The sequence below is a fragment of the Ruegeria sp. AI2 genome (assembly GCF_056541275.1).
The window spans coordinates 131,692-152,840 of sequence record NZ_JBQFYB010000002.1; the positions used below are offsets into that span (position 1 = coordinate 131,692).

23 protein-coding genes are annotated in these 21,149 nt (G+C 56.4%); 16 read left to right on the forward strand and 7 right to left on the reverse strand.

All coding sequences use genetic code 11. From position 1 onward, the window contains the following. Positions 1-7: 7 nt before the first annotated feature. The 3 genes from ACR0LL_RS08125 to mdh form a co-directional block, all read right to left on the reverse strand. Complete coding sequence (locus tag ACR0LL_RS08125; protein WP_480585555.1) at positions 8-835, reverse strand: glycosyltransferase family 25 protein; 828 nt, start codon at positions 833-835, stop codon at positions 8-10. Positions 836-932: 97 nt separating this feature from the next. Further along, positions 933-2,126: an ADP-forming succinate--CoA ligase subunit beta gene (gene sucC / locus ACR0LL_RS08130; RefSeq protein ID WP_480585558.1), complete on the reverse strand. Its 1,194-nt coding sequence runs from the start codon at positions 2,124-2,126 to the stop codon at positions 933-935. Between the two features lie 308 nt (positions 2,127-2,434). Then, entirely contained in the window at positions 2,435-3,397 is a 963-nt protein-coding gene (gene mdh, locus ACR0LL_RS08135; protein WP_267363196.1) for a malate dehydrogenase, read from the reverse strand. Positions 3,398-3,558: 161 nt separating this feature from the next. Between mdh and ACR0LL_RS08140 the strand changes: the two genes are divergently transcribed. Beyond that, on the forward strand, positions 3,559-4,314 hold the full coding sequence (locus ACR0LL_RS08140; RefSeq protein ID WP_480585560.1) for a sulfite exporter TauE/SafE family protein: 756 nt from the start codon (positions 3,559-3,561) through the stop codon (positions 4,312-4,314). Here the strand turns inward: ACR0LL_RS08140 and ACR0LL_RS08145 are convergent, their stop codons facing one another. Beyond that, complete coding sequence (locus ACR0LL_RS08145; RefSeq protein WP_480585562.1) at positions 4,315-4,620, reverse strand: hypothetical protein; 306 nt, start codon at positions 4,618-4,620, stop codon at positions 4,315-4,317. Between the two features lie 169 nt (positions 4,621-4,789). On the opposite strand from ACR0LL_RS08145, the gene ACR0LL_RS08150 reads away from it, so the two are divergent. From ACR0LL_RS08150 to ACR0LL_RS08205, 12 genes are all read left to right on the forward strand, one after another. After that, the gene (locus ACR0LL_RS08150; protein WP_480585565.1) at positions 4,790-5,647 is read left to right on the forward strand and encodes an HpcH/HpaI aldolase/citrate lyase family protein; all 858 of its coding nucleotides are present in this window, start codon (positions 4,790-4,792) and stop codon (positions 5,645-5,647) included. 6 nt (positions 5,648-5,653) lie between these two features. Beyond that, positions 5,654-6,208: an NnrU family protein gene (locus ACR0LL_RS08155; RefSeq protein ID WP_480585567.1), complete on the forward strand. Its 555-nt coding sequence runs from the start codon at positions 5,654-5,656 to the stop codon at positions 6,206-6,208. A 12-nt stretch (positions 6,209-6,220) separates the two neighbouring features. Continuing rightward, complete coding sequence (locus ACR0LL_RS08160) at positions 6,221-6,427, forward strand: DUF1737 domain-containing protein (RefSeq protein ID WP_480585569.1); 207 nt, start codon at positions 6,221-6,223, stop codon at positions 6,425-6,427. Further along, the gene (locus ACR0LL_RS08165; RefSeq protein WP_480585572.1) at positions 6,427-7,455 is read left to right on the forward strand and encodes a MaoC family dehydratase; all 1,029 of its coding nucleotides are present in this window, start codon (positions 6,427-6,429) and stop codon (positions 7,453-7,455) included. The genes ACR0LL_RS08160 and ACR0LL_RS08165 overlap by 1 nt, the downstream gene beginning before the upstream one ends. 54 nt (positions 7,456-7,509) lie before the next feature. After that, entirely contained in the window at positions 7,510-8,172 is a 663-nt protein-coding gene (locus ACR0LL_RS08170; RefSeq protein ID WP_480585574.1) for a DUF1194 domain-containing protein, read from the forward strand. 215 nt (positions 8,173-8,387) lie between these two features. Next, positions 8,388-8,774: a succinate dehydrogenase, cytochrome b556 subunit gene (sdhC, locus tag ACR0LL_RS08175; protein WP_267363810.1), complete on the forward strand. Its 387-nt coding sequence runs from the start codon at positions 8,388-8,390 to the stop codon at positions 8,772-8,774. Positions 8,775-8,787: 13 nt separating this feature from the next. After that, a complete protein-coding gene (gene sdhD / locus ACR0LL_RS08180; RefSeq protein ID WP_267363812.1) occupies positions 8,788-9,159 on the forward strand; it encodes a succinate dehydrogenase, hydrophobic membrane anchor protein in 372 nt (123 codons plus the stop codon). An 18-nt stretch (positions 9,160-9,177) separates the two neighbouring features. After that, a complete protein-coding gene (sdhA, locus tag ACR0LL_RS08185; RefSeq protein WP_480585576.1) occupies positions 9,178-10,983 on the forward strand; it encodes a succinate dehydrogenase flavoprotein subunit in 1,806 nt (601 codons plus the stop codon). Positions 10,984-11,079: 96 nt separating this feature from the next. Next, positions 11,080-11,706, forward strand: a complete 627-nt coding sequence (locus tag ACR0LL_RS08190; protein WP_480585578.1) for a sulfotransferase — start codon at positions 11,080-11,082, stop codon at positions 11,704-11,706. Positions 11,707-11,737: 31 nt separating this feature from the next. Continuing rightward, positions 11,738-12,517, forward strand: coding sequence for a succinate dehydrogenase iron-sulfur subunit (locus ACR0LL_RS08195; protein ID WP_152456842.1), 780 nt, complete (start codon positions 11,738-11,740; stop codon positions 12,515-12,517). Between the two features lie 122 nt (positions 12,518-12,639). Beyond that, on the forward strand, positions 12,640-12,780 hold the full coding sequence (locus ACR0LL_RS08200; RefSeq protein WP_267363816.1) for a hypothetical protein: 141 nt from the start codon (positions 12,640-12,642) through the stop codon (positions 12,778-12,780). A gap of 290 nt (positions 12,781-13,070) precedes the next feature. Further along, positions 13,071-13,934, forward strand: coding sequence for an urea carboxylase-associated family protein (locus tag ACR0LL_RS08205; protein WP_480585582.1), 864 nt, complete (start codon positions 13,071-13,073; stop codon positions 13,932-13,934). Positions 13,935-13,958: 24 nt separating this feature from the next. Here ACR0LL_RS08205 and deoD read toward each other — a convergent pair whose 3' ends face one another. The 3 genes from deoD to ACR0LL_RS08220 all read right to left on the reverse strand — a co-directional run bounded on the left by deoD (position 13,959) and on the right by ACR0LL_RS08220 (position 17,124). Further along, entirely contained in the window at positions 13,959-14,669 is a 711-nt protein-coding gene (gene deoD / locus ACR0LL_RS08210) for a purine-nucleoside phosphorylase (protein ID WP_480585584.1), read from the reverse strand. A gap of 18 nt (positions 14,670-14,687) precedes the next feature. Then, a complete protein-coding gene (locus ACR0LL_RS08215) occupies positions 14,688-15,005 on the reverse strand; it encodes an H-NS histone family protein (protein WP_480585586.1) in 318 nt (105 codons plus the stop codon). A 124-nt stretch (positions 15,006-15,129) separates the two neighbouring features. After that, positions 15,130-17,124: a methylmalonyl-CoA mutase family protein gene (locus tag ACR0LL_RS08220; protein ID WP_480585589.1), complete on the reverse strand. Its 1,995-nt coding sequence runs from the start codon at positions 17,122-17,124 to the stop codon at positions 15,130-15,132. Positions 17,125-17,241: 117 nt separating this feature from the next. Between ACR0LL_RS08220 and ACR0LL_RS08225 the strand changes: the two genes are divergently transcribed. From ACR0LL_RS08225 to ACR0LL_RS08235, 3 genes are all read left to right on the forward strand, one after another. Then, complete coding sequence (locus tag ACR0LL_RS08225; RefSeq protein WP_480585592.1) at positions 17,242-18,606, forward strand: 1-acyl-sn-glycerol-3-phosphate acyltransferase; 1,365 nt, start codon at positions 17,242-17,244, stop codon at positions 18,604-18,606. A 134-nt stretch (positions 18,607-18,740) separates the two neighbouring features. Then, positions 18,741-20,024, forward strand: coding sequence for a crotonyl-CoA carboxylase/reductase (gene ccrA, locus ACR0LL_RS08230; protein WP_267363824.1), 1,284 nt, complete (start codon positions 18,741-18,743; stop codon positions 20,022-20,024). Between the two features lie 367 nt (positions 20,025-20,391). Further along, positions 20,392-21,111, forward strand: a complete 720-nt coding sequence (locus tag ACR0LL_RS08235; RefSeq protein ID WP_209506490.1) for a helix-turn-helix transcriptional regulator — start codon at positions 20,392-20,394, stop codon at positions 21,109-21,111. Positions 21,112-21,149 lie beyond the last annotated feature (38 nt).

Below are 21,149 nucleotides of genomic sequence, written 5' to 3' on the forward strand. Positions count from 1 at the left end.
CCTTTCTCTAGGCGGTGTTGGATTGATAGGGTTCTGCCGCTGGAAGAACCTGCGGCGCATAGGTAATTTTCTGAAGCGTGGCGCGACCAAGGACCAGATTGGCCATTGTGCGCAGGCCGCTGCTGATTTCGGCGATACCGCGCCTGATTTTTTGTCGGACCAGCGGCCAGCCCGTAGGGCGTGCGCGGGGGGCACCCATCTGGATTTCGCCCGGCGCTTCGTTGCCTTGCTCGACCATCGCAGGAACCACCTGATAGACATTGACCCGACGCGCCGCAGCCGAGGCTGACGGGTTGAACAACAGGCCATCCAGCGTGATGTCATAGGGCTTTTGCGCCAGGAAATGTTCTGCCGCATTTCGGGTCAACGCATATGCGGCACCGCCGGGGTGGCGTGAGTGCATCAGGCGCAGTTCCCGACCCAGATGGGATGAGCTTTTGCGCTCAAGTGCGAGGTAAAGCTTTGTGCTGCGCCAGCGTTCGAACCGCACGATATCGGCATCCTCTGGCCACCAGGATGCATCGTTCAACCAATCCGCCAGTTCTGGCGACAGGAAAACATCATCCTCAAGTATCAAAGCCTGCTCCGCGCCAGAGGCGACAACGGCCTCCCACGCTTTGGCATGGCTTAGGGTGCAGGCCATGTCCTTGGTATGGAAATAACCCCACGGCCCCTCAGCCTGACAATCACGCAGGAATTCCTCACGGGTGGCGGCGTCGCAATCAACAGCGTTGACGCGCGTCGCCGACAGGCCTGCCTTTTGCAGTTCCTGCTCCATCAAACGCGCCCGCCCTGTGGCGCGTTCTAGACCAATGAGGAAGATGGGGATGGTCATCAGATCGGTTGTTTCTTTCGATTTCCCACGTGAAATAGATAAACTTGGATTATAGATGCCGTGGGGTCGGCCTGTAGCCGACTCCACAGCACCTTGCTTACCCCTTAACCGCCTTCACGATCTTCTCGGCACCGTCTTTCAGGTTGTCCGCGGCGATCACGTCGAGGCCAGAGGTGTTGATGATCTCTTTGCCCTTCTCAACGTTCGTGCCTTCCAGACGCACGACCAGCGGCACTTTCAGACCAACCTCTTTCACTGCAGCGACAACGCCCTCGGCGATGACGTCACAGCGCATGATGCCGCCGAAGATGTTGACCAGAATGCCTTTGACCTGCGGGTCCGAGGTGATGATCTTGAACGCTTCGGTCACTTTCTCTTTGGTGGCACCGCCGCCTACGTCGAGGAAGTTGGCCGGCTCGGCCCCATACAGCTTGATGATGTCCATCGTCGCCATCGCCAGACCGGCGCCGTTGACCATGCACCCGATCTCACCATCCAGCGCGATGTAGTTCAGGTCGTACTTGGAGGCTTCGAGTTCCTTGGGGTCTTCCTCGGTCGTGTCGCGCAGTTCAGCGATATCCGGGTGGCGGTAGACTGCGTTGCCATCAAAGCCAACTTTGGCATCCAGCACTTTCAGGTCGCCACTGTCGGATACGATCAGCGGGTTGATCTCGAGCATCTCCATATCCTTCTCGACGAAGGCTTTGTAGAGGATGCCCATAAGCCTGACACATTGCTTGACCTGCGCGCCCTCAAGCCCCAGCGAAAACGCGATGCGGCGACCGTGGTAGGGTTGGTAGCCGGTGGCCGGGTCAACCGAGAAGGACAGGATTTTCTCGGGCGTCGCGGCGGCAACTTCTTCGATGTCCATACCGCCTTCGGTCGAGCAGACAAACGAGATACGGCTGGTCTGACGATCCACCAGCAGGGCCAAGTACAGTTCACGCTCGATGCCGGAACCGGCTTCGATATAGATGCGGTTGACCTGCTTGCCTGCCGGACCCGTCTGATGGGTGACCAGGGTGCGACCCAGCATCTTCTTGGCTTCTTCGGCCGCTTCCTCGACCGATTTCGTCAGACGGACACCGCCTTTTTCACCAGCGTCGGCTTCTTTGAAGGATCCTTTGCCACGGCCACCCGCGTGTATCTGCGCCTTGACGACCCAAAGCGGCCCATCCAGCTCACCGGCTGCGGTTTTGGCTTCCTCGGCGCGCAGCACGGCGCGACCATCGGAGACCGGAGCGCCGTAGCTGCGAAGAAGAGCCTTGGCCTGATATTCGTGAATGTTCATCGAAATTGTCCCGTCTGACTGCGTTTAACCGTTATAGGCGTGTCTAGCGGGTAAATTTAAAGGGTTTTTTGACCTGTGACGGGAAATTGCCGAAGATTTGCAACATTTGTGATCACGGGTTTTTAGGGTGTGATCACAAAAACTCGAGTGTCATCAATTGATTCGATAATCCTGCACAGTTTTTTGAAATCACATTCGAAAAAAGGGATTTGCGACGTTTGCGCCAACATATGCGGCCGGGTTCCGCGGTGGCAAATGAAAACCGGCCCATAATTGGGCCGGTCTCAAATTCAGATTGTCTGGCAGTTTTACGCCAGTGAACTGTCGATGCCTTTGCATGCCTCGATCAGGCCTTTCACGGCGTTGACCGAATTGTCGAAACCGGCTTGCTCGTCTTCGTTCAACTTGATGTTTACGATGCGCTCGACGCCACCAGCGCCGATGACTGTCGGCACCCCGACATAAAGGCCGTTAACGCCTAATTCACCGCTGCAGTACGCCGCACAAGGCAGAACACGCTTCTGGTCTTTCAGATAGGCTTCGGCCATTTCGATCGCCGAAGTGGCGGGCGCGTAATAAGCCGACCCGGTTTTCAGCAGGCCTACGATTTCCGCGCCACCATCACGGGTGCGCTGTACGATGGCATCCAGCTTTTCTTGCGAGGTCCAGCCCATTTCAACCAGATCAGGCAGCGGGATACCGGCAACGGTCGAATAACGAACCGACGGCACCATGGTGTCGCCATGTCCGCCTAATACGAACGCGGTTACATCGCGCATCGAGACGTTGAACTCTTCCGACAGGAAATGCGCGAAACGTGCTGAATCCAGCACGCCAGCCATGCCGCAGACTTTGTTGTGCGGCAGGCCCGAGAATTCGCGCAGCGCCCAGACCATGGCGTCCAGCGGGTTGGTGATGCAGATCACGAACGCATCGGGCGCATGCGCTGCGATACCTTCGCCGACCGACTTCATGACTTTCAGGTTGATGCCCAGCAGGTCATCGCGGCTCATGCCCGGTTTGCGGGCTACGCCTGCGGTCACGATGCAGACATCCGCGCCAGCAATATCGGCATAGTCGCTGGTACCTTTCATCGAAGCGTCAAAGCCTTCGGACGGGCCGGATTCGGCGATGTCGAGCGCCTTGCCCTGTGGCAATCCGTCAGCAATGTCAAACAGGACAACGTCACCCAGTTCTTTGACAGCTGCAAGATGCGCAAGCGTGCCGCCGATGTTCCCCGCGCCGATCAGCGCAATCTTGGGTCTGGCCATTTGGAATATCTCCGGTCGGTTTTGAAATCGCGGCTGTGCTAGTCGTTAAAACGGCATTAGGCAAGAGTTCTGCGACGTGGCATACAACCGCATACCGTTTGCGAGACCCCATGTGGTTGCGCTAAAGGGCCTTTGAGACAAGCCAAAACCGGGACCGGTGCATGTTTGAATTAAACCTGATGTTTTTTGCAGTGGCGATCCCGGCGGTGATATTTGCGGGTATCTCAAAGGGCGGTTTCGGCTCGGGCGTGGCTTTTGCGTCATCATCGATTCTGGCCTTGATCCTAACGCCCGGGCAGGCCCTGGCCCTGATGCTGCCGATTCTGATGGTGATCGATGTGGCCACTTTGGGCCCTTATTGGAAGCGGTGGAGCTGGAGGGATGCGCGCCTGCTGATCCTGGGTGCTGTACCCGGTGTGGCAATGGGGGCATGGCTTTACCGTTCAACGGATGATGACCTGCTGCGCCTGCTGATCGGCGGCATCTCGGTCGGGTTCGTGATCTGGCACATCGCACAGTCAAAAGGCTGGGTGCGCGGATTTGCCAGACGGTTGCCACCCTCCGCTGGCCTGTTTGCAGGGCTGGTCGCGGGCTTCACCAGCTTCGTCAGCCATGCCGGAGGCCCTCCAGCTGCCGTTTACCTGTTGTCCCAACGGCTGACAAAGACCGAGTTTCAAGCCAGTACGGTATTGGTTTTCTGGGTGATTAATATCGCGAAGTTTGTACCCTACGCTTATCTGGGCATGTTCACGTGGCAGACGGCATGGGCCGATATGCTGTTAACACCGTTTGCTGTTCTCGGTGCGTGGCTGGGCGTCCGCGCACATTTCATGTTGTCCGAACGCCTGTTCTTTGGAATTGCCTATATGCTGCTGACCCTCACAGGCAGTAAGCTGATCTGGGACGCACTTACCTGATCAGGCGTTCGGGGGCAGCGCTTCGGCTACAGCCTCAAAAGCTTGCCCCGAAGCGACAAGGCAGGTGACCCCGTTGGGCAAGGTCACCGTGATGGTCCAGCTGCCGCTTTGAGCTGAGGCGAAAAGTTCCATGACTGCGCCTTGCTGGGCCAGACCAAAGCCCCTGCGCGTTTCGCCATAAGTGTCGGTCAACCTTTTCAGCACATCCTCTCGCGGTGCGCAGTTTTGCCCCTGGGCCTGTACCTGTTGTGCCGCCAGAACCATGATCCCAAGTCCCATCGTCATCTCGAACATTGTCTTTCGCATCCCGAATCCTTTCGGTTCCCTCTGCTAGTCAGGGTGCGGCGTAGGCGCCGAAATTCAGTTAAGGCAAAGCACGTTGCCCCCTGTTTGCTGCGGTGCGGCAATTTTGGGCTTGAACTTTCCGGTAAAAAATGCCCCATTCCGCGCAACTTTATTTCAATGGGAGTGGTCCATGGATCCTCGTCAGCGCCCCTATCGTTCGGTTCTCTATATACCTGGGTCCCGGGATAGGGCTTTGGAAAAGGCCCGCACTCTGCCGGTAGATGCAATCATCTTCGATCTGGAAGATGCGGTCGCGGCCGACGAAAAGGACAATGCGCGCGAAACGCTCAAGGCGGCTTTGGCTGCCGGAGGGTACGGGTCACGCGTCAAGATTGTCCGGATCAACGGGTTGGACACCGAATGGGGCCGTGCGGATGCCGAGGCTGTGCGCGAAATGGATGCCGACGTAGTCCTGTTGCCTAAGGTGAATTCGGCGGCTGACGTGGATGCGCTGGCTGCGATCACCGGAGATCTGCCGATCTGGGCCATGATGGAAACCCCGCGTGGAATGCTGAACGCGGCAGAAATCGCCGCGCATCCGCTGATGGCCGGATTCGTGATGGGAACAAATGATCTGGCGAAAGAGTTGCAAACCCGCTTCCGCCCAGATCGCCTGCCTATGATGACCTCGTTAGGGCTGTGCTTGCTGGCCGCCAAGGCCGAAGGGCTGATTATCATCGATGGCGTTTACAACGCCTTCAAGGATGTCGAAGGTCTGGCTTTCGAATGTGCGCAAGGCCGCGATATGGGCTTTGATGGTAAAACGCTGATCCACCCGGCCCAGGTCGAAGTGGCAAATTCCGCCTTCGCGCCATCGGATGACGAGATCGACCTGGCTCGTCGCCAGATCTCAGCCTTTGAAGAGACGGAGGCCCTTGGCCAAGGGGTCGCTGTTGTCGATGGCAAGATTGTCGAAAATCTGCACGTTGTAACTGCCCGCGAAATTCTGGCAAAAGCAGAGGCGATATTAGCTTTGCAAGCGGGGTAGGCCAGCATGGGCTTTGTTCTTCTGATCTTAGGTGTGGCGCTGTGGTGGGGGGCGCATCTGTTCAAACGTGTTGCACCTGAACGCCGCGCCGCGATGGGTGACGCGTGTAAAGGCGCTGTTGCCCTGGCTTTGGTCGCGTCGATCCTACTGATGATCTTCGGGTATCGCATGACCGACTTCATCCATGTTTGGGCGCCGCCAATCTTTCTGGTTCACGTCAACAACCTGTTGGTTTTGATCGCGATTTATTTGATGAGCCCTGCGGGCACAAAAGGCCGGCTGCTGAACAAGCTGCGCCACCCGATGCTGGGCGGGTTCAAGCTGTGGGCTTTTGCGCACCTGTTGGTGAACGGCGATCTGGCCTCGATCATCCTGTTTGGTGGCCTTCTGGCCTGGGCGGTGGTCGAAGTCATTGTAATCAACAAGTCTGAACCCGAGTGGACCCCGGCAGAGCCTGGCACTTACGGCAAGGATGCGATGTTCTTTGTGGCTTCGATCGTTCTGATGGGAATTATCGGGTACATCCACGGCCTGGTTGGCCCATCTCCGTTCGGCTCATAAGGATTTGATTTGATGTCGAAGCTTTATCGCTTGCTGACCGAAGAAGACACTTCGGCCTTCTGCCACAAGGTGTCCGACGCCCTGTCAAAGGGATGGGAGCTGTATGGCGACCCGGCTTACGCCTTTGATGCCAACGGCAACGTAATGCGTTGTGCGCAGGCCGTGACCAAAAAGGTCGAGGCCGACTATTCCCCCAACATGAAACTGGGACAGCAGTAATGGCGAAAACAAATCCGGGCCGATTTTTCGAGGACTATTCTGTAGGGCAGGTGTTGCAGCATGCAGTACCTCGCACCGTGACCGAGGGAGAGCGCGGCTTGTATCATGCGCTCTATCCGGCACGTCATGCGCTTTACTCTTCGGATGAATTTGCTCGGGACTGTGGGTTGCCGGAAAGCCCGATTGATGATCTGGCCGCGTTCCACATCGTGTTCGGCAAAACCGTGCCTGACATTTCCTTGAACGCGGTTGCCAATTTGGGCTATGCCGAAGGCCGTTGGCTGAAACCTGTTTATGCAGGCGATACGCTGCGATCCGTATCAGAGGTTATCGGCCTGAAGCAGAATTCCAACGGAAAAACCGGTGTTGTCTGGGTTCGTACCCGCGGGTTGAACCAGTTGGACGAGGTGGTTCTTGAATATGTGCGCTGGGTCATGGTGCGCAAGGCAAACATGGATGCACCCGCGCCCGAGACGGTTGTTCCTGATTTGAAGGCTGTACTTGATCCGCAGGACCTGACCGTGCCGGAAGGGCTCGATTTTGCAAACTACGATTTTGGCCTCGCGGGCGAGGCACATCGCTGGGGCGATTATAAGATCGGTGAAACCATCGATCATGTGGACGGTGTCACTGTGGAAGAGGCCGAACATATGCTGGCTACACGTCTGTGGCAGAACACCGCCAAGGTGCATTACGACCTGACGTTCCGTCCGGAAGGCAGGCTCATTTATGGTGGGCATGTAATCTCGATGGCGCGGACATTGTCCTTCAATGGCCTTGCAAATGCGCAGATGATTGTCGGCTTGAATGGTGGTGCCCATGCTAACCCGTGTTTTGCGGGTGATACGATCAAGGCATGGTCCGAAGTTCTGGACAAAGCGGAAACCGGGGTTGCTGGCATAGGCGCTGTGCGATTGCGTCTGGTCGCGACCAAAGGCGGTGATCCGTTCAAGCTGAAGAACGAAGAAGGGCGGTACCTGCCAGACGTTCTGCTGGATCTCGATTATTGGGCTTTGATGCCCAAATAGGTGATCTGACGGATATGTGACGCCACGGCTTGCAAGGCGTGATAGGTTTGCACAATGAACCTGCTACGCGCGATACTGGCCAGCGTCACTCTGGCACCGGCGGCTCAAGCCTGCGATCTGGCCTTGGCTTTAGCCGTGGATGTTTCTGGTTCAGTCGATAGCAGCGAATATCGCATCCAGATGGATGGGTTGGCCGCAGGTTTGCGCGACCCGATCGTGTCCGAGGCGCTGGTGCGGGGGCAGGCGCGGCTGATGCTGGTGCAGTGGACCGGCTCGTCGCGCCAGCGGATCACTATTCCCTGGACCCGTATCGATAGCTTTGCCACGCTGGATCAGTTTGCAGACCAGGTTGCCGCCGATCCGCGCATCTGGCGGAATTTTTCGACGGCAATCGGCGAGGCGCTTCAAATGACCCTGAGTTCATTCGATTCGGTTTCAGACTGCCGACGGCACCTGATAGACCTGTCAGGGGACGGTGTGTCCAATGAAGGGATTGAGCCGACGCGGGTTCATGCTGCCCTGCGCGCCGAGGGGATCGTTGTCAACGCGCTGGCTATTGAGGAAAGCGAACCGGATCTGACGGCGTATTTCTTTGAGAATGTCATCGTGGGCGAAGGTGCCTTTGTCGTTTCCGCCACCGGGTTCGCGGATTACCCGGAACGAATTCGCCGAAAACTGCTGCGCGAAGTGACGCAGCAAACAGCAGACCTGAAATGACGGCTTGAGAGATTCGTGATCACATCTCTTTGACCTTGAAAACGCTAACATTGACAGCGCGGAATGTGATATGTGATCACGAGATTATTTTGTGTGATCACATATTTGAATTATCCGTGTAATTGAGCGCAATTTGATGGTTTTTGCACTCGCAGCACGTGACAGTGTCGCAAAAACCAGTAAAACGTTCGGTAGCCAACCGAAAAGGAGCCGCCATGGCCGATGTAAATCGGGGCAATCGCCCACTTTCGCCGCATCTGTCGATTTATCGCCCGCAGTTGACGTCGATCACGTCCATCCTGACGCGCATCACCGGCAACGCCCTTCTGCTCGCAGCTCTGTTGATCGTCTGGTGGTTTCTGGCCGCAGCAACTTCGCCTGAGGCGTTTGCGGTAGCGAATGGGGTAATAACCTCGATGCTTGGAGACCTTGTGATGGCGCTATCCGTTTGGGGGCTTTGGTATCACACGTTGGCCGGTGTGCGGCACCTGATCTGGGACAACGCGGTTGGTCTGGACCTTCCGACGGCGACCAAACTGGGTTGGGCCGTTGTTATTGGATCGGTCGTCTTGACCCTTCTGACCCTTGTCCTCGTCGCGTGATTGGAGGCCTGACATGCGTTATCTGACCGACCGCAAACGTGCCGCTGGACTTGGCTCGGCGAAATCCGGCACTGCCCATTTCTGGGCAATGAAAGTCAGCTCGGTTGCTTTGCTGATCCTTGTGCCGTTGTTTGTATTTACATTTGGTCCGATCCTGGGCCAGCCATTCGAGGTCGTTCTCGACTACTACTCGCGACCTTTCCCTGCCATCGTGGCAGCACTGACGCTGGCGGTTGGCTTCAAACACTTCGCGGACGGTGCGCAGGTGATGCTGGAAGATTATGTTCACGGCACGCTTGAAAAGGTCCTGATCATTCTGTTGACCTGCTTGTCTTATGGCGCAGCAGCGGCTGGTATCTTCGCCATCGCGCGCATTGCCCTTTAATTCCCGGAGCTGAAAGAAATGGCTGCATACGAATACGAAACGCATGAATATGACGTGGTCGTTGTCGGCGCCGGTGGGGCCGGTTTGCGGGCGACGCTGGGTATGGCGGAACAGGGTCTGCGCACGGCCTGTGTGACCAAGGTTTTCCCAACCCGTTCGCACACCGTGGCGGCTCAGGGCGGAATCGCCGCGTCGTTGTCAAACATGGGCCCCGACCATTGGCAGTGGCATATGTACGACACTGTGAAAGGCTCGGATTGGCTGGGCGACACCGATGCGATGGAATACCTCGCGCGGGAAGCGCCCAAGGCTGTTTACGAACTGGAGCACTATGGCGTTCCGTTCAGCCGAACCGAAGAGGGTAAGATCTATCAACGCCCGTTTGGTGGTCACACCACTGAATTCGGCGAAGGCCCGGCAGTACAGCGCACCTGTGCCGCTGCGGACAGGACCGGCCACGCGATCCTTCATACGCTCTATGGCCAGTCGCTGAAGAACAATGCTGAGTTTTATATCGAGTACTTCGCTATCGACCTGATCATGTCCGATGACGGTCAGTGTCAGGGTGTTGTCTGCTGGAAGCTGGACGATGGCACGATGCATGTCTTCAATGCCAAGATGGTTGTGCTGGCGACCGGCGGGTATGGCCGCGCCTATTTCAGCGCGACCTCGGCCCATACCTGCACCGGTGACGGTGGCGGTATGGTGGCCCGTGCCGGCCTGGCCTTGCAGGATATGGAATTCGTTCAGTTCCACCCCACCGGCATCTACGGTTCGGGCTGTCTGATCACTGAAGGAGCGCGTGGCGAGGGTGGTTACCTGACCAACTCGGAAGGTGAACGGTTCATGGAGCGGTATGCGCCCCAGTACAAGGACCTTGCACCGCGCGATTACGTCTCGCGTTCGATGACCTTGGAAATCCGCGAAGGTCGTGGTGTCGGTGCGGAAGGGGATCATATTCACCTGAACCTCAGTCACCTGCCAGCCGAGGCTTTGGCAGAACGTCTTCCCGGCATTTCGGAAAGCGCCAAGATCTTTGCCGGCGTGGATGTCACCAAGGAACCGATCCCGGTTCTGCCTACCGTGCACTACAACATGGGCGGTATCCCCACAAACTATTGGGGTGAAGTTCTGAACCCAACGGCCGAGAACCCGACAGCTGTGGTGCCGGGCCTGATGGCAGTGGGCGAGGCCGGTTGCGCCTCGGTCCACGGCGCGAACCGCTTGGGCTCGAACTCGCTGATTGACCTTGTGGTCTTTGGCCGCGCGGCAGCGATCCGGGCAGGCAAAGTCGTGGATGCAGAAGCTGCGAACCCGGTTCTGAACCAGGCATCGGTCGACAAGGCCTTTGACCGGTTCGACGCGGTGCGCAATGCCAGCGGTTCCATTCCGACCGCCGAGTTGCGGCTTGAGATGCAGAAAACAATGCAAGCGGATGCTGCCGTATTCCGTACCGCCAAGACCATGGCCGAAGGCGTCGAGAAGATGACGGCAATCGCTGCCAAGATGGACGATCTGAAAGTCACCGACCGGTCGCTGGTCTGGAACAGTGACCTGATGGAAACGCTGGAATTGACCAACCTGATGCCCAACGCGCTGTCCACGATCGTCGGCGCAGAGGCGCGCAAGGAATCCCGTGGTGCCCACGCGCACGAAGATTTCTCTGCGCGTGATGATGAAAACTGGCGTGTTCATACGGTTAGCCGGGTCGAAGGCAACCAGGTTGAGCTTAGCTATCGTCCCGTGATCGTCGATCCGCTGACGACCGAAGACGAAGGTGGCATCAGCCTGAAGAAAATCGCGCCCAAGGCACGTACGTTCTAAAAGGCTCGGACAGCAGGCAATGGTGAGCAAGCGCCAAATACCCACGAAGACCGCAACGGCCATTGGCCAGCGGTCGGTCCGTGTCCGGTGCTTGTCATGACGGTCGAGGTCCTGCAATCCGGTTCAGGCGATCCCAAGATCATCCTGATCGGGCTGAACCGCTGTGCGACGACCTCGTTTCACAGGCTGTTTCAGAATAGCGGGATACCGTCGGTTCATTGGGAAGATGACCAGGGCCGAAACCTTGCGCACCGCATGTTGACCAACATTGCCATGGGGCGACGACCATTGGACGGGTTCGGAGCGGTGCGGGCCTTCACTGACATCGCTTTTGTCAGTTCGCGCTTCATGTTGGACGGGGCGCGTTTCTTCCGTGAATTGCATGCAGCTTACCCGAATGCATATTTCTTGCTGAACACGAGGGACAGGGATGACTGGATTGCTTCGCGCGCCAACCATTCCGGTGGCGGGTATCTGGATCGGTGCTGCAAAGCCAATGGGCAGAGTGCGGATGAAGTGAAACACGGCTGGGCGCATATGTATGATGTGCACCATGCCGAGGTCGAAGCCTATTTCGACGGCAACTCGCGATTCCTGCGCTTTGATATCGACTGTGGTGATCCGCAGCGCGTTGCGGACTGGCTCGCGCCGGATTTTGACGTGAACATCGCCCATTGGGGGCATTATAACCGAGGGGCGTCCCAGCGCGCCCGGACAGGCTGAAAGGCGGCCTTGTGCTGAATGGAGAATTGACATGGTTCAACTGACCCTGCCCAAAAATTCCCGGATTACGACCGGCAAGACCTGGCCCAAGCCGGATGGCGCGACCAATGTGCGCAAGTTCCAGATTTATCGCTGGAACCCGGATGATGGTCAGAACCCCCGTGTCGATACCTACTTTGTCGATATGGACACGTGCGGGCCGATGGTTTTGGACGCGCTGATCAAGATCAAGAACGAAATCGACCCGACCCTGACATTTCGCCGATCATGCCGTGAAGGCATCTGCGGATCGTGCGCGATGAATATCGACGGGATCAACACGCTGGCCTGTATCTATGGAATGGATGAGATCAAGGGCGACGTGAAAATCTATCCGCTGCCGCATATGCCTGTGGTCAAAGATCTGATCCCTGATCTGACTCATTTTTATGCCCAGCATGCTTCGATCATGCCGTGGCTGGAAACCAAGACCAACCGTCCTGCAAAGGAATGGAAGCAGTCGATCGAAGACCGGAAAAAGCTGGATGGTCTCTATGAGTGTGTGATGTGCGCCAGCTGCTCGACCTCGTGCCCGAGTTACTGGTGGAACGGCGATCGGTATCTTGGCCCCGCTGCTCTGCTGCACGCATACCGCTGGATCATCGACAGTCGGGATGAGGCCACGGGTGAGCGCCTGGACGAGTTGGAAGATCCGTTCAAGCTCTATCGCTGCCACACCATCATGAATTGCGCCAAGACCTGTCCCAAAGGTCTGAACCCGGCCAAGGCGATTGCCGAGATTAAAAAGATGATGGTCGAACGCGCGGTATAATCACCTGCACCGAATTGCGGTAAACGCATGTCGATCTTGCAAAATAAGGCGATGTAGCCCCGGCTGCATTGTCTTATTTTTTGCTCAGGGAGGAGTGATGAGTTCGAGTCAGGATCACTCCAATGAATGCAAACACATCCAAACAAAAAATCGACGCTAAAGAGGCGCTGAAACTGCTGGAGCAGGCATGGGCCTACTACACGCCGGAACCGGTTAAAGCCGACAAAGAGCCCGAGCTGTTCGAATACGCAAACGCGGCCTGATCCAATACGACAGCCCTTGAAAAACTTCGGTCAATCGGCAAAGCAGAGGAATGCCTGTTCTTCTGCTTTTGTTGGCCGCCGGAGTGTTCGCCTATTTTTTCTGGCGCTCGCGCCATTCCACGCTGACACGGGATTGTCGTTGGCGACAGGACAGACGCCATGGCATCTGGCGGTGTAGCTTTTGTGGAGCGGCAGTCGCTGCGCCGGACCAACCTATGCGCTGTCTTAAGGCAAGTAATGGTTGAGAATAGGGCTTTTCGCGGGCCAGAGAATCCGCCACTCTGCACGCCATGACCGGTTCTGAGAATACTGCCCGCCCCCCAGAAGATGCCGAAGCCCGTCGTTCGGTCGCCCCTGTCATTTGTTATCCGAACGATGCCTTGCCGCGACCAGATTTGCCCTGGATCAGATCTGTACGCCAACGGGCAGTCAAAACCGGCGAAGTCCTGGTTCCTCCGCGTGAGGCGCGCTGTTTCGATGTACCTGCCGGGCATTTCTTTCGCATCACATCGGTTCAAGGCCCGCAGGTTGGCGATTTGAACCTGTGGAACCGCAATGATTTGTCCGAGCGCTTTTATTCCGGAAAAACGCGGGCTCTGCATGGTACGCACCTGACCACCGGAGAGCGGATGTGGTCCAGTTTCCCACATCTGCGCCCGATGGCCACGATCATAGCGGATACACTGGAATGGTACGGGATCGATACCCATGGGGGGTCGGTTCATGACGTGATTGGCACGCGTTGTGATCCATATACGGGCAATTTGCTGTCCGGCACGCAGTATCATCATTGCTGCCATTCCAACCTGACCCGCGCGTTGGCGGATCATCTGAATATCCCGATGGATGAGGCCGAACCCGCGGTGCACGACGTTCTGAACGTCTTCATGTGTACTGGTTTCACTCGGGATACTGGTCAGTATTTCATGAAGGCATCGCCCGTTCGCCCCGGCGACTATCTGGAATTCTTTGCCGAGATCGATCTGCTTGGCAATCTCAGCGCCTGTCCGGGTGGGGATTGCTCGTCCGAGCATTCCTCGGACACCGCCGCGTGTTATCCCTTGTTGGTCGAAACATTTGCCGCGACGGTCACAGACCTGGATGGTTGGGAAAGCCCGGCGCGCAATGGCTATGATCGCACGCACGGGCGTTAGGATCGGCGGGCACCCACCTTACCGCTAGTTGCCCGGGAATGCGGCCTGTAGCGCGATTTCCACCATGTCTCCAAAGCTGCTTTCACGTTCCGAGGATGGCAGAGCTTCTCCCGTCAGAAGGTGATCGGAAACGGTGAGAACTGCCAGAGCACGACATTTGTGGCGCGCTGCCAGGATATAGAGCTCGGCCGCCTCCATTTCGACGCCGAGAATCCCGTGACGCACCATCTGTTCGTTCAGGTCCGGGCGCTCATCATAGAAAACGTCCGAAGAATAAATCCCACCGACATGGGTAGGGGTTCCTTTGGCAGCCGCCACCTTCGCGGCCGCCTGCAACAAACTCCAATCGGCGCAGGGCGCAAAATTCAGTTCTTTCATGATACCGCGTGACGGCGTACTCAGCGTCGTCGAAGTCATTGCCAGAATGACGTCTCGAATTTTGACACTGTCCTGCATTCCGCCACACGACCCAATTCGGATCAGGGTTCTTGCACCGTAATCGCGAATTAACTCGTTTACGTAAATGGAGAGCGAGGGCATTCCCATGCCGCTACCCTGTATCGTTACAGGATTTCCCTTCCAATTTCCGGTAAACCCAAGCATTCCCCGGACGTTATTGACCTGTTTCACATCGTCCAAAAACGTCTCGGCTGCCCATTTCGCCCGATAAGGATCTCCGGGTAATAGGACAGTGTCTGCAATTTCGCCTTTTTCAGCGCCGATATGAATTGTCATTGTTTTGATCCGCCCTGATCAGATTTCTAGATCGGAAATATCGGCGCCCGCCTGCAACGCGTCATGCACCCATTTCGGCTTGCGGCCACGACCTGTCCAGGTTTGTTCCGGATTGCCAGGATTGCGGTATTTTTCTTTTGTTTTCTTTTGCTTGGATGCGCGGGGTACGTCGCTTGAAAGTTCGGACAGCGAATACCCGAATTCTGCGGCAGCCTTTTCTGCGGCTTTCAAAGCCTCACGGCGCTCGCGTTTTTCCGCTCCTACCAAGGCTTTTTCGACATCGTCGCGCAATGCCAAAAGGTCTTTGCGCGACATCTGTTCAAGATTGAACCCCATCATTCATCTCCAAAGGATATATTTTACGGTACACTTGAGCGCGCACCGTAATTCTAGCGAATGGTTTATTCCATCCCAAATATCCAAAGGGAAGAAACGGGGAATTAAGGTTCTAAAACCTCAGTTACTCGGCTGCGAGGTTTTTGGGGTCAACCAGCGTTACAATATCGCTCATGATCGCATTAAGTTCAAAGTTTTTGGGGGTGTAAACCTTGGCTACACCCATGGCTTTCAATTTTGCGGCATCTTCATCCGGAATAATTCCGCCGACAACCACGGGAATGTGAGACAGGCCAGCCTTTTGCAGCCGATCCATTACATCTTCGACCAAAGGCAGATGGCTACCGGACAGGATCGACAACCCGATGACATGTGCGTCATCATCGCGGGCTGAGGTGACAATTTCTTCCGGGGTCAGCCGGATACCTTCATAGCTGATATCCATGCCGCAGTCGCGGGCACGGAACGCGATTTGTTCGGCGCCGTTGGAATGGCCGTCCAACCCCGGTTTTCCAACCAGGAATTTCAGGCGCCGCCCCAGTTTGTCGCTGACGGCATCAACCGCCGCGCGCAGGTCCTCCAACCCTTCGGTCTTGTTCGAGACCGAACCGGAAACGCCGGTCGGGCCACGATAAGTACCGAAAACCTTGCGCATCTCTTCGGCCCACTCCCCGGTTGTCACACCCGCCTTGGCAGCGGCAATGGACGGCTCCATGACGTTCGCTCCTGTCTGAGCCGCCTGGCGCAACGCGGACAAGGTCGCTGTAACAGCCGCTTCGTCGCGCTCAGCCCGCCACGCATTCAGGCGGTCGATCTGTTCCTGTTCTACCGCAGGATCAACGACCATGATGCCGCCATCTTCGGTCTGAAGGGGCGAAGCCTCGCCTTCCATCCATTTGTTCACGCCAACGACCACAGTTTCGTTGCGTTCAATCCGGTTCAGACGTTCAGCGTTGGAATCCACAAGGCGGGATTTCATATACTCGATTGATGCAACCGCACCGCCCATCGCATCCAGGTTCGCCAGCTCTGCCCGCGCGCCTGCTTTCAATTCTTCGACCTTGCCATCAACAGCAGGGTTGCCATCGAACAGGTCATCGAATTCCAACAGGTCAGTTTCATAGGCCAGAATCTGCTGCATCCGCATGGACCATTGCTGATCCCAAGGGCGTGGCAGGCCAAGCGCCTCGTTCCAGGCAGGCAACTGCACCGCACGGGCGCGTGCATTCTTCGACAGGGTTACGGCCAGCATCTCGATCAGGATGCGGTAGACGTTGTTCTCAGGTTGTTGCTCGGTCAGCCCCAGAGAGTTCACCTGCACACCATAGCGGAAGCGGCGGAACTTTGGGTTCTCGACACCATATCGCTGTTGCAGAATTTCGTCCCAAAGATCGACAAATGCGCGCATTTTGCACATTTCAGTGACAAAGCGGATGCCAGCATTCACAAAAAAAGAAATCCGGCCGCAAAGCGCGGGGAAATCCTCGGCAGGTACTCGTGGGCGCAATTCGTCCAGCACGGCAATGGCTGTTGCCAGCGCATAAGCAAGTTCTTGTTCCGGTGTCGCGCCAGCCTCTTGCAAATGATAGGAACACACATTCATCGGGTTCCACTTGGGGACATTGGAATAGCAATACTCGGCCACGTCCGCGATCATCTTCAGCGACGGTTTTGGCGGGCAAACATAAGTGCCCCGGCTCAGATATTCCTTGATCAGGTCGTTCTGGACCGTGCCCTGCAACTTGGAAACGTCAGCGCCCTGTTCCTCGGCCGCTGCGATGTAAAGGGCAAGCAACCAAGGGGCGGTAGCGTTGATCGTCATAGACGTGTTCATCTGTTCCAATGGAATCTGATCGAACAAAACCCGCATATCGCCCAGATGGCAGACGGGCACCCCGACCTTGCCAACTTCGCCACGTGCCAACGTGTGGTCACTGTCATATCCGGTCTGGGTGGGCAGATCGAAGGCTACCGAAAGACCGGTTTGCCCTTTGGCGAGGTTGCCACGATATAGCGCGTTCGAGGCCTTGGCGGTAGAATGACCGGCATAGGTCCGGATGAGCCAGGGGCGATCTTTCTGCATCTGCGTCATGAAGGGGCCTCGCGTTTCGGTGGGCAATAAAATTACGTCTATGGGTTCTAAAGCGCAATTTTAGGGACAAGTCAATTCGCTGCGTTGCGGCATCCTGCAATTGTTCAGATTGTGAGCAGCTGCGATTGGTGGCAAGGTGCGGCCATGACGCAAACCGTGGAACTTCCGCTTTGGCTTTTTGTGCTGATCGTGGTCTTTGCCATGGTTACTTTCGCTTCACATTTCCTGTTCCCGTCAGTCCGATGGTTCTTCCGCCGCCGGTTGGAACGTGCCGTGGCGCGTTTGAACCAGCGCCTGCAACGTCCGATCCAACCGTTCAAGCTGGCCCGTCGGCACGACATGATTCAACGGCTGATTTATGATCCACAGGTCGGTAAAGCGGTCCAGCATCACGCCCTTGAAACCGGAATACCCGAAGCTGTCGCGTCCGAGCAGGCACGCCGCTATGCCCGCGAAATAGTGCCGTCCTTTTCCGCCTTCGCCTATTTCAGTTTTGCGATCCGTTTGGCCCGGCTGCTAAGCAATACGTTCTACGAGGTGCGGCTTAGCTACGAAGACGAAGACGCGGTCAGGACTATCGACCCTGATGCAACCGTTGTTTTTGTGATGAACCACAGAAGCAACATGGACTACGTGTTGGTTACATATCTGGCGGCCCCGCATTCTGCTTTATCCTACGCGGTAGGAGAATGGGCTCGGGTTTGGCCGCTCAGTCGGTTGATCCGTGCAATGGGGGCCTACTTTATCCGGCGCAAGTCAGGCAGCGAGCTCTACCGGCAGGTTTTGTCCACCTATGTGCGCCATGCGACCGAAGCCGGAGTGACGCAAGCCATGTTTCCAGAAGGTGGTTTAAGCCTGACAGGAGCGCTCGCCCGCCCAAAGCTTGGATTGCTCAAGTACATAATGGATGGGACGACGTCGCAGGGGCGTGATGTTGTATTCGTTCCCGTCGCTTTGAATTATGATCGCGTGCTTGAAGACACCATTCTGACCCGCGCGGCGTTGGGAACAGAACGTCGTTTCCGGGCGCGGATCGGGGTCATCACGCGTTGGATTCTCAAACAGATCTGGCGGCGAGTGATCGGGCGCTACAAGCGGTTTGGGCTGGCATCGGTCCGGTACGGAATGCCGATTTCCCTGAAAGAGTTCCGGGCCGAAGGCAGTGACGACATGATGACCGATCTGGCGCGCACATTGATGCAGCGTATCCAGAACGCGATCCCGTTGGTTCCGGCCCCTGCGGCCTGTTTGCTGATACGTGACAATGGGCCGATGGCGGAACAGGATCTGCGGTCCTCTATTCAGACGATGATGGAACGCGACGGTAGGCAGACCCAAGACAATGCGCCGGCCATATCAAGCGCTTTGGACCAGTTGATTGAACGACGGATTCTCAAGCGGCAGGGAGATATTCTTTCTGCATCTGGGCAACGCGGTGATCTGCTGGAGTATTATGCAGCATCTGTACCGGTTTCCGCGCGCCCCTCAAATTCTGCGTCTGCAAAATAATTTCTGCAACTGCTGGGTCATAAAATTACAATTTCTCATCGAAACAGGTTGCAATATTTCGCAGCGGCCAATATTTCATCTGATAAAGCACGCGATTCTGCGTCGCGGCAAAAGTATTGAAAAAGGAGGCCAGCATGGCTTTGGACACCGAAACCGGTATCGCGTCGTATGAGGCACCCGAAAAAGACCTCTATGAAATGGGTGAGATCCCTCCGATGGGATATGTGCCGAAACAAATGTACGCCTGGGCCATCCGAAAGGAACGCCATGGCGAGCCAAGCACAGCGATGCAGCAGGAAGTGGTCGATGTACCCACGCTGGACAGCAATGAGGTGCTTGTTCTGGTGATGGCAGCAGGCGTTAATTACAACGGTGTCTGGGCTGCACTGGGCCAGCCGATCAGCCCCTTTGATGGCCACAAGGCACCGTACCATGTCGCGGGCTCTGATGCATCGGGTATCGTCTGGGCCGTTGGTGACAAGGTCAAGCGGTGGAAGGTTGGCGACGAAGTTGTCATCCACTGCAACCAGGACGATGGCGACGACGAAGAATGCAACGGCGGCGACCCAATGTATTCGACCAGCCAGCGGATCTGGGGCTACGAAACACCTGACGGCTCATTTAGCCAGTTCACGCGCGTGCAAGCTCAACAGTTGATGCCGCGCCCTAAGCACCTGACATGGGAAGAAGCAGCGTGCTACACGCTGACACTGGCGACAGCTTATCGTATGCTGTTTGGTCACGAACCGCATGACCTGAAACCGGGTCAGAACGTTCTGGTCTGGGGTGCCTCGGGCGGTCTGGGATCTTATGCTATCCAGTTGATCAACACAGCCGGGGCAAACGCGATCGGGGTGATCTCGGACGAAAGCAAGCGTGATTTCGTCATGGGTCTGGGCGCAAAGGGGGTTTTGAACCGCCGCGACTTTAATTGCTGGGGTCAACTGCCCACGGTCAATACGCCCGAATACGCCGAGTGGTTCAAAGAGGCCCGCAAATTCGGCAAGGCAATCTGGGACATCACCGGCAAGGGCAACAATGTCGACATGGTGTTCGAGCATCCGGGCGAGAGCACCTTCCCGGTCTCGACTTTCGTGGTGAAAAAAGGCGGCATGGTTGTGATTTGTGCGGGGACGTCCGGGTTTAACTGCACATTCGATGTGCGTTACATGTGGATGCACCAGAAACGCCTGCAGGGTTCGCATTTTGCCCATCTGAAACAGGCGGCGGCGGCGAACAAGCTGATGGTCGAGCGCCGCCTGGATCCCTGTATGTCCGAGGTGTTTGCCTGGAACGACCTACCGGAAGCACATATGAAAATGCTGCGGAATGAACACAAGCCGGGCAACATGTCTGTGCTTGTTCAGGCGCCGCGTACCGGGCTGCGCACCCTCGAAGAAGTTTTGGACGCAGGCTGATAAAGTTTAGGACGTTAGACAAAAACCACCCGCGAATCGCACTGCCGGTTCGCGGGTGGTTTGCTGTTTGCAGACCTTTTTCATGGTTTCAAATGCTTGCGATTCTTACTCCCGCTATTTTTGGGGAGTAGAAACCGGTGAATAGGTCGAAAAAGATCATACATGTTATGGTTGTGTTAACGCTTCGTTAACTGTTTCAGAGAGACCCTGATGGCGCAAAATGAGTGGATATTGGACGTACTATCGGACCTCAATGCGTTCGCCGTTGCGAATGGGTTGAGCGCGCTTGCAGAACAGCTTGATGATACAAGACTGATTGCCGCGGCCGAGATTGCGTCCCTGAAGAACGAGGCACGGGCGCCCGCGGATGGGAACGAAAACCGATTTGGGTCAAATCCTACAGGATTTGGAAAACACCAGCACGCTTGAAGAGCTCAGCATCGTTGCCGAGTGTCTGCGAGACACTTTGAAGGTCGCACATCTGACATATCATTGGGTTGACGGCGCGGGGGACCAATACGGCTATACGACCTACTCAGACGCCTGGGACGAACGGTACAGGGAAAAAAACTATCATCGTATCGACCCTGTAATTCTGGGGTGTTTCCAGCGATTTCACCCAGTTGACTGGAAGTCTCTGGACTGGTCCAGCAAGGTGGCCAAATCTTTCCTTCAGGATGCCCACGACCATGGGGTCGGCAATCAGGGATACTCGATCCCGATCCGAGGGCCAAACGGTCAGTTCGCTCTTTTTACCGTTAACCACAGCTGCGACGATCAAACCTGGCAGACCTTCATCTCGACCTACGGGCGTGAGTTGATTCTTGTTGCGCACTACATCAACCGCAAAGCGCTGGAGTTTGAAAAGGACAGGCAACCGGATGCCACGCGCGGCCTGTCACCCCGTGAAATCGATGCCATTACCCTTTTGGCACTGGGTTACAGCCGTGCTCAGGTGGCGCATTCCCTGTCGATTTCCGAACACACGCTACGCGTTTACATTGAAAGCGCCCGGTCGAAACTCGGAGCCCTTAACACGACCCACGCAATCGCAACGGCACTCAGCCGGGGATTAATAGTCGTTTAAGGCCAGAGCGTCCTCAAAACGCAATATTAACCACGACT

What these genes read in the sequence shown, in the direction of transcription:
- sdhD (WP_267363812.1), top strand. Translation starts at nt 8,788, where the DNA reads ATGCGTTATCTGACCGACCGCAAACGTGCCGCTGGACTTGGCTCGGCG.
- ACR0LL_RS08200 (WP_267363816.1), top strand. Translation starts at nt 12,640, where the DNA reads ATGAATGCAAACACATCCAAACAAAAAATCGACGCTAAAGAGGCGCTG.
- deoD (WP_480585584.1), bottom strand. Translation starts at nt 14,669, where the DNA reads ATGACAATTCATATCGGCGCTGAAAAAGGCGAAATTGCAGACACTGTC.
- mdh (WP_267363196.1), bottom strand. Translation starts at nt 3,397, where the DNA reads ATGGCCAGACCCAAGATTGCGCTGATCGGCGCGGGGAACATCGGCGGC.
- ACR0LL_RS08145 (WP_480585562.1), bottom strand. Translation starts at nt 4,620, where the DNA reads ATGCGAAAGACAATGTTCGAGATGACGATGGGACTTGGGATCATGGTT.
- ACR0LL_RS08190 (WP_480585578.1), top strand. Translation starts at nt 11,080, where the DNA reads ATGACGGTCGAGGTCCTGCAATCCGGTTCAGGCGATCCCAAGATCATC.
- ACR0LL_RS08165 (WP_480585572.1), top strand. Translation starts at nt 6,427, where the DNA reads ATGGCGAAAACAAATCCGGGCCGATTTTTCGAGGACTATTCTGTAGGG.
- ACR0LL_RS08195 (WP_152456842.1), top strand. Translation starts at nt 11,738, where the DNA reads ATGGTTCAACTGACCCTGCCCAAAAATTCCCGGATTACGACCGGCAAG.
- ACR0LL_RS08225 (WP_480585592.1), top strand. Translation starts at nt 17,242, where the DNA reads ATGACGCAAACCGTGGAACTTCCGCTTTGGCTTTTTGTGCTGATCGTG.
- sdhC (WP_267363810.1), top strand. Translation starts at nt 8,388, where the DNA reads ATGGCCGATGTAAATCGGGGCAATCGCCCACTTTCGCCGCATCTGTCG.
- ACR0LL_RS08140 (WP_480585560.1), top strand. Translation starts at nt 3,559, where the DNA reads ATGTTTGAATTAAACCTGATGTTTTTTGCAGTGGCGATCCCGGCGGTG.
- ACR0LL_RS08125 (WP_480585555.1), bottom strand. Translation starts at nt 835, where the DNA reads ATGACCATCCCCATCTTCCTCATTGGTCTAGAACGCGCCACAGGGCGG.
- ACR0LL_RS08215 (WP_480585586.1), bottom strand. Translation starts at nt 15,005, where the DNA reads ATGGGGTTCAATCTTGAACAGATGTCGCGCAAAGACCTTTTGGCATTG.
- ccrA (WP_267363824.1), top strand. Translation starts at nt 18,741, where the DNA reads ATGGCTTTGGACACCGAAACCGGTATCGCGTCGTATGAGGCACCCGAA.
- sdhA (WP_480585576.1), top strand. Translation starts at nt 9,178, where the DNA reads ATGGCTGCATACGAATACGAAACGCATGAATATGACGTGGTCGTTGTC.
- sucC (WP_480585558.1), bottom strand. Translation starts at nt 2,126, where the DNA reads ATGAACATTCACGAATATCAGGCCAAGGCTCTTCTTCGCAGCTACGGC.
- ACR0LL_RS08155 (WP_480585567.1), top strand. Translation starts at nt 5,654, where the DNA reads ATGGGCTTTGTTCTTCTGATCTTAGGTGTGGCGCTGTGGTGGGGGGCG.
- ACR0LL_RS08160 (WP_480585569.1), top strand. Translation starts at nt 6,221, where the DNA reads ATGTCGAAGCTTTATCGCTTGCTGACCGAAGAAGACACTTCGGCCTTC.
- ACR0LL_RS08235 (WP_209506490.1), top strand. Translation starts at nt 20,392, where the DNA reads ATGGGAACGAAAACCGATTTGGGTCAAATCCTACAGGATTTGGAAAAC.
- ACR0LL_RS08150 (WP_480585565.1), top strand. Translation starts at nt 4,790, where the DNA reads ATGGATCCTCGTCAGCGCCCCTATCGTTCGGTTCTCTATATACCTGGG.
- ACR0LL_RS08205 (WP_480585582.1), top strand. Translation starts at nt 13,071, where the DNA reads ATGACCGGTTCTGAGAATACTGCCCGCCCCCCAGAAGATGCCGAAGCC.
- ACR0LL_RS08170 (WP_480585574.1), top strand. Translation starts at nt 7,510, where the DNA reads ATGAACCTGCTACGCGCGATACTGGCCAGCGTCACTCTGGCACCGGCG.